The 5,218-nt window shown below is 70.5% G+C and carries 6 protein-coding genes and 2 pseudogenes; 4 read left to right on the forward strand and 4 right to left on the reverse strand.

Features of this window, described 5'->3' with window-relative positions; genetic code table 11:
- A pseudogene (locus HY68_RS20265) lies at window positions 1-556 on the forward strand (hypothetical protein); the annotation flags it as partial.
- 102 nt (window positions 557-658) lie between these two features.
- On the opposite strand, the gene HY68_RS20270 reads toward HY68_RS20265, so the two are convergent.
- On the reverse strand, window positions 659-1,078 hold the full coding sequence (locus HY68_RS20270; RefSeq protein WP_041990867.1) for a hypothetical protein: 420 nt from the start codon (window positions 1,076-1,078) through the stop codon (window positions 659-661).
- Window positions 1,079-1,416: 338 nt separating this feature from the next.
- On the opposite strand from HY68_RS20270, the gene HY68_RS20275 reads away from it, so the two are divergent.
- Window positions 1,417-1,845, forward strand: a complete 429-nt coding sequence (locus HY68_RS20275; protein WP_041990869.1) for a hypothetical protein — start codon at window positions 1,417-1,419, stop codon at window positions 1,843-1,845.
- Between the two features lie 55 nt (window positions 1,846-1,900).
- Here the strand turns inward: HY68_RS20275 and HY68_RS20280 are convergent, their stop codons facing one another.
- The gene (locus HY68_RS20280; RefSeq protein ID WP_041996666.1) at window positions 1,901-2,434 is read right to left on the reverse strand and encodes a hypothetical protein; all 534 of its coding nucleotides are present in this window, start codon (window positions 2,432-2,434) and stop codon (window positions 1,901-1,903) included.
- 64 nt (window positions 2,435-2,498) lie between these two features.
- A complete protein-coding gene (locus HY68_RS20285) occupies window positions 2,499-3,710 on the reverse strand; it encodes a pyridoxal phosphate-dependent aminotransferase (protein ID WP_041990871.1) in 1,212 nt (403 codons plus the stop codon).
- 86 nt (window positions 3,711-3,796) lie between these two features.
- Between HY68_RS20285 and HY68_RS20290 the strand changes: the two genes are divergently transcribed.
- Window positions 3,797-4,429, forward strand: a complete 633-nt coding sequence (locus HY68_RS20290) for a helix-turn-helix domain-containing protein (RefSeq protein ID WP_041990874.1) — start codon at window positions 3,797-3,799, stop codon at window positions 4,427-4,429.
- A 25-nt stretch (window positions 4,430-4,454) separates the two neighbouring features.
- On the opposite strand, the gene HY68_RS20295 is transcribed toward HY68_RS20290, so the two are convergent.
- Entirely contained in the window at window positions 4,455-4,973 is a 519-nt protein-coding gene (locus tag HY68_RS20295; protein ID WP_041990876.1) for an excalibur calcium-binding domain-containing protein, read from the reverse strand.
- 143 nt (window positions 4,974-5,116) lie between these two features.
- On the opposite strand from HY68_RS20295, the pseudogene HY68_RS45320 reads away from it, so the two are divergent.
- Window positions 5,117-5,218: pseudogene (locus HY68_RS45320) on the forward strand (uridine kinase); the annotation flags it as partial.

Below are 5,218 nucleotides of genomic sequence, written 5' to 3' on the forward strand. Positions count from 1 at the left end.
CGCGGGGCCGGGGCAGCCGCCCGACTTCCCGCAGGCGCCCGGCGCCCCCGACCCGCTGGCGCTGGATCTGCTCGCCACCGAAGCGGCGGCCCGCGCGCACGCGTTCCTCAGCACGGGCATCGATCCGGTGGCGGCCCTGACCCCCTGGCAGGACGCGGTGCGGCTGGCGGCGGCCCACCCCGGTTCGGGGCTCACCGCCTCGACCCGCGCCCTCTACCGCGATCTGGCAGCAGCGACCGATCGCACCCCCATGGACCTGGCGCGCGCGGTGGCGGCCTGGCGGCAGGGCGGCTTCGCCGGACTGGCCGTCCTGGAGACGCCGTGGGACCCGCCGGCCGGCCCCTTCGACCGCGCCCGACCGGCCCTCATAGCCGCCGACTTCCCGCACTTCCGACCGTGGCGCAACCACCTCTCCACCGACACGCTCCAGCTCCGCTTCGGCCAGGACGGCCTCTGGTACGGCTACGAGTCGGACCGCGGCCGGGAGGACTGGTGGCCCAGAGGCACCCCGGACACCGACCCGGTGGGCGCGCTCACCGCGCTGCTCGGCAGATGACGGACAGTCGGACAGCGGTAAGCCCCGCACCCGGTCGCTGCCGACCGGATCCGGGGCTTACCGCTGTCCGAATGTCCGCGTGGTGTGTTCGCGTGGTGCGGGTCAGCCGATGAGCTGGTCCGACCGCTCCGGCGACTCGATCCTGGACGTCCCGGAATTGCGGACGTGCAGTTCGTGCACCACACGCTCGGTTGTCGACTCGTGCGCGATCAGATCGCCGAGCGCGACCACGGCGAGACCGATGGCGTTGGCGAAGATCAGCCAGTGCTGAGCGGTGCCGGTGAAGACCAGCGGTGTGATCAGCGACCACAGCGCGACGAGCGCCAGCGCGCCGTGTGCGAGCTGCTGCTGGGTCCGCCTGGCCACAGCGGCCCCGGCGGCAGCGGCGACGGCGAACGCGGTGGAGACACCGAACGCGAGCCAGTGAGCGGGTGTCGCTGAGAAGCTCATCGCGGAGACCACCAGAAACGCACCGCCGACGACGGCTGTGGTGTCAAGCGCGAAACGAGAGCTGAGCGCCATGGTTGAAGCACCTCCCCGGTATCGGCGAAGAACGCCGAACCGACCATAGAAGAACAGGAAGTGAGTCGGATCGGGGCGCAGTTGATGCGCCGGGCTGGCTCGCTTGCCTCCGATTCATTGTTTCGGAGACATAAGTAGTAACCGCGTGAAGTGCTCGGTCCATGTCCGTTTCTGCCCGAAAATTAGTGTGATCTGCGTCACATTCGCACCGTCAGTTGTCGAGTACGGCAATGTCGAGCCGACCGAGCCGCGCCGGATCCGTTCACCAGGGCAGACCCGGTGATCATGAGTGACGAGTAGACTACTTTCCGTGCTGGTCGGCGTGCGAAGGGGGCCTGGTGGAAGCCGAGTTGATGGCGTTGGCGACAGCGGGCGCGACGGCGCTCGTCCAGCAGATGGCGACGGACGGCTGGACCCGGGTACGCGAGCGGATCGCCGGCTACTTCGCCGGACGCGGCTCCGCCGACCTGGATTCCGTCCAGTCCGATCTGGACACGTCCCAGGCCGAACTGGCCCTGGCCCGGCGGGAGGACGACGCGGAGGCGGCCGCCGACGTACTGGCCGACTGGCGCGGCCGGCTGCGCCGTACGCTGCGCGCCGATCCGGAGTCCGCAGCCGAACTGCGTTCGCTGCTGGACGAGTTGGCCGGTGAATCCGCGACCGGTGGGGGGACCGATGTGCACAACACCATCAGCGGCGGTACGCAGCACGGCGCCGTCGTCCAGACCGGGACGATCGGCAGCCTGCATTTCGGCAGGGAGAGCTGACCCGCTGACGCGGTCCGCCCGGGGGCTTACCGCGTCCGGCTAGGACCTGTCCGGCCTAGTGGCTCGCCGCCCACCGGGTCAGTGTGGCGAAGTCCGAGGCGCGCAGCCCCCGGCGCGGATGGATCCGCAACAGCAGCGCCGGGGCGTCGTGATGGGCCGCCACATACGCTGTGTCCCGGTCCGTGATCATGTCGTCCACCCACGCGAAGGGCCGCCCCGCCGCCCACTTCAGCAGCGGACGCGTCTTCCAGTACAGCCCGTCGGGATCCCGGGCGAACAGCTCCGGCCACTCGATCACCGGCAGATCGGCCGGCAGCCCCACTACCGGCGCGATCATCTCGTTGGCCTCGTGCATCCAGGTGGTGGCCCAGGCGAGTTCGTACGGCAGCGCCGTCAACTGCGCGCCGTGCGCGGGGTTCAGCCGTACCCGCAGACCACGGCGGTGGCTGCGGGAGCCGGGAGTCTGGCGCGCCAGCCAGGTGGCCGGGTGCAGCCGGGTGGTCGTGTAGCCGCGCGGTCGCGGGAGGCGAGCCGCGTACGGGTTGAGGGGGCCGTCGACATCGAGGAGGAGCAGCGGGCGGGCTGTCATGGGGAAGTGCTGCCCGGTGCGGGCGCCCCGCACACGGTGAGCCCTGGCCGACCGGGGCGCCGGTTCACTGGCGGTAGCCGCTCAGGAAGCGGCCGATGCGGCTGATCGCCGCGTCCAGGTCGTCCGCGTACGGCAGGGTCAGGATCCGGAAGTGGTCGGGGCGCGGCCAGTTGAAGCCGGTGCCCTGCACGACCTGGATCTTCTCCTGCAACAGCAGGTCGAGGACGAACTTCTCGTCGTCGTGGATGCGGTGCACCTTCGGGTCGAGCCTCGGGAACGCGTACAGCGCGCCCTTCGGCTTGACGCAGGACACCCCGGGGATCTCGTTCAGCTTCTCCCAGGCGCGGTCGCGCTGTTCGCGCAACCGGCCGCCGGGGGACGTGAGTTCATGGATCGACTGCCGGCCGCCGAGCGCTGCCTGAATGGCGTACTGGGCGGGCGCGTTGGCGCACAGCCGCATCGAGGCGAGCGTCGACAGGCCTTCCAGGTAGCTGCGCGCGTGCTGCTTGGGTCCCGTGACGACCAGCCAGCCGGACCGGAAACCCGCCACCCGGTACGTCTTCGAAAGACCGCAGAAGGTGAGGACGACGAGATCGGGCGCGAGGGCGGCGGCGCTGTGGTGCACCGCGTCGTCGTAGAGGATCCGGTCGTAGATCTCGTCGGCGAAGACCATCAGCTGATGGCGTCGGGCGAGGTCGAGGATCCCCTCGACGATCTCCCGCGGATAGACCGCGCCTGTCGGGTTGTTGGGGTTGATGATCACGACCGCCTTCGTCCGGTCGGTGATCTTCGACGCCATGTCGTCGAGGTCCGGGTACCAGTCGGCGGACTCGTCGCACATGTAGTGCACCGGCCGGCCGCCGGCCAGTGTGGTGACAGCCGTCCACAGCGGGAAGTCCGGTGCCGGGATGAGGACTTCGTCGCTGTCCTCCAGCAGTGCCTGCACCGCCATCGAGACCAGTTCGGAGACGCCGTTGCCGAGGAAGATGTCGTCGACGGTGACATCGGGCAGCCCCATGTTCTGGTACCGCTGCGCGACCGCGCGGCGCGCCGACAGCACGCCCTTGGAGTCGGTGTAGCCGTGCGCCTGCGGCAGCATCCGGATCATGTCCTGGACGATCTCCTCCGGCGCCTCGAAGCCGAAGGCGGCCGGGTTGCCGGTGTTGAGGCGCAGGACCGTGTGGCCCGCCTCCTCCAGCGCGTCGGCGTGCTCGATCACCGTGCCGCGGATCTCGTAGAGGACCTCACTGAGCTTGCTCGACTGCCGGAATTCCATGCGGTGGCCTCCCCGACCTCATTGCGATACTTGGTTTTACCAAGTGCGAGCTTGGAAAGTCCAATGACATGTCTAGACTGCGACGCATGCCACCACGCCGCCGAAGCTACGACCAGTACTGCGCAGCCGCCCGAGCCCTCGACGCGGTGGGCGACCGCTGGACGCTGCTGATCGTCAGGGAACTGCTCGCAGGGTCCCGTCGCTACACCGATCTGCACGCCGATCTGCCGGGCGTCAGCACCGATGTGCTCGCCTCCCGGCTCAAGGACATGGAGCGGGACGGACTGGCGACGCGCCGCAAACTGCCGCCGCCCGCAGCGGCCTTCGTGTACGAACTCACCGAACGGGGGCGGGGGTTGCTGCCCGTCCTCGACGCACTGGCGACCTGGGGCGCACCCGAACTGGCCGAACGCAGGCCCACCGACGCGGTGCGGGCCCACTGGTTCGCCCTGCCGCTGCTGTCGCTCTTCGACCGGCTCGGCACCCCGGGTACCGTCGAAGTGCGCCTGGACGAGGGGGAGTTCCACATCGTGCTCGGCGACGGGGCGCCGGTGTACGGCGAAGGCCCCGCGCCGGCCCCCGACGCCCGCCTCGTACTCGACGCCGACACGTGCCGTGCGGTGGGCGGCGGCGCGCTGGCGATGGAGGACGGGGTGCGGGACGGGCGGATCGAGGTGTCGGGCGAGGGCGGTATCGCGAAGGTGCTGCGCGGGGAGTGAGCGCGGGCCTGGGGCCCTGGGTCGGCTACTCGCAGGCGACGCCGTCGCCGTCGCGGTCGAGGTGCGCGCCGTAGCCGGGGTCGCCGGAGTGGATGGGCGCGGCGCCCGCGGCCCGTACGGCGGTGCAGTTGGCGTAGTACGTGTCCGAACTCCCGCCGCCGCTCGATCCGTTGCCGCTCGTGCCACCGCCGCTGGTGCCGCCGCCTCCGCTCTGCGCGCGGGCCGTGACGGTGACCCTGACCTTGGCGGTGTGCGTCGCCGTGACCGTGACCGTCGGCGCGGGTTCCGGCGCGTCCGGTGTCGCGGTGGCCGTCTGCGTCTCGGTCGCCGTGGCCGTCACGGTCGCCGTCGGCTGCGCCGAGGTGTCGGCCGCCGCCTTGACCTGCGTACCGTCTGAATCGCCCGCACCGCCGATGCCCACGCCGATGAACAGCGTCAGCAGAAGGGCGGGTAAGACGATCCGCTTCCTCGCCCAGCGCGGCCGCGCCGGTGTGTTCGGTGGTGGCTGCGGTGGCCAGGCCGGCTGTGGTGCCGTGGGATACATGAGGTGCCCCCCTCGTGCGATGTGAAGCATGGTGTGAAGGGGGACAGTGTGTTCCTGGAACGCGCTTTCCGTACCCAGTAGGGGGAAATCCGGTAGTTCCGTCTCCAACCGTCTCCGTCGCCCGTCCGATGGATGATGGACGGGTGCAACTCGAAGCGATCACCTGGGACCGGCTGACCGACGCCCTCGCCGACCGGGTCATGGAGACCGGAGCGGCCGACGGCGGCGCCTGGCCGCGCGTCGCC

Source organism: Streptomyces sp. AcH 505 (assembly GCF_000818175.1).
Lineage (GTDB): Bacteria > Actinomycetota > Actinomycetes > Streptomycetales > Streptomycetaceae > Streptomyces.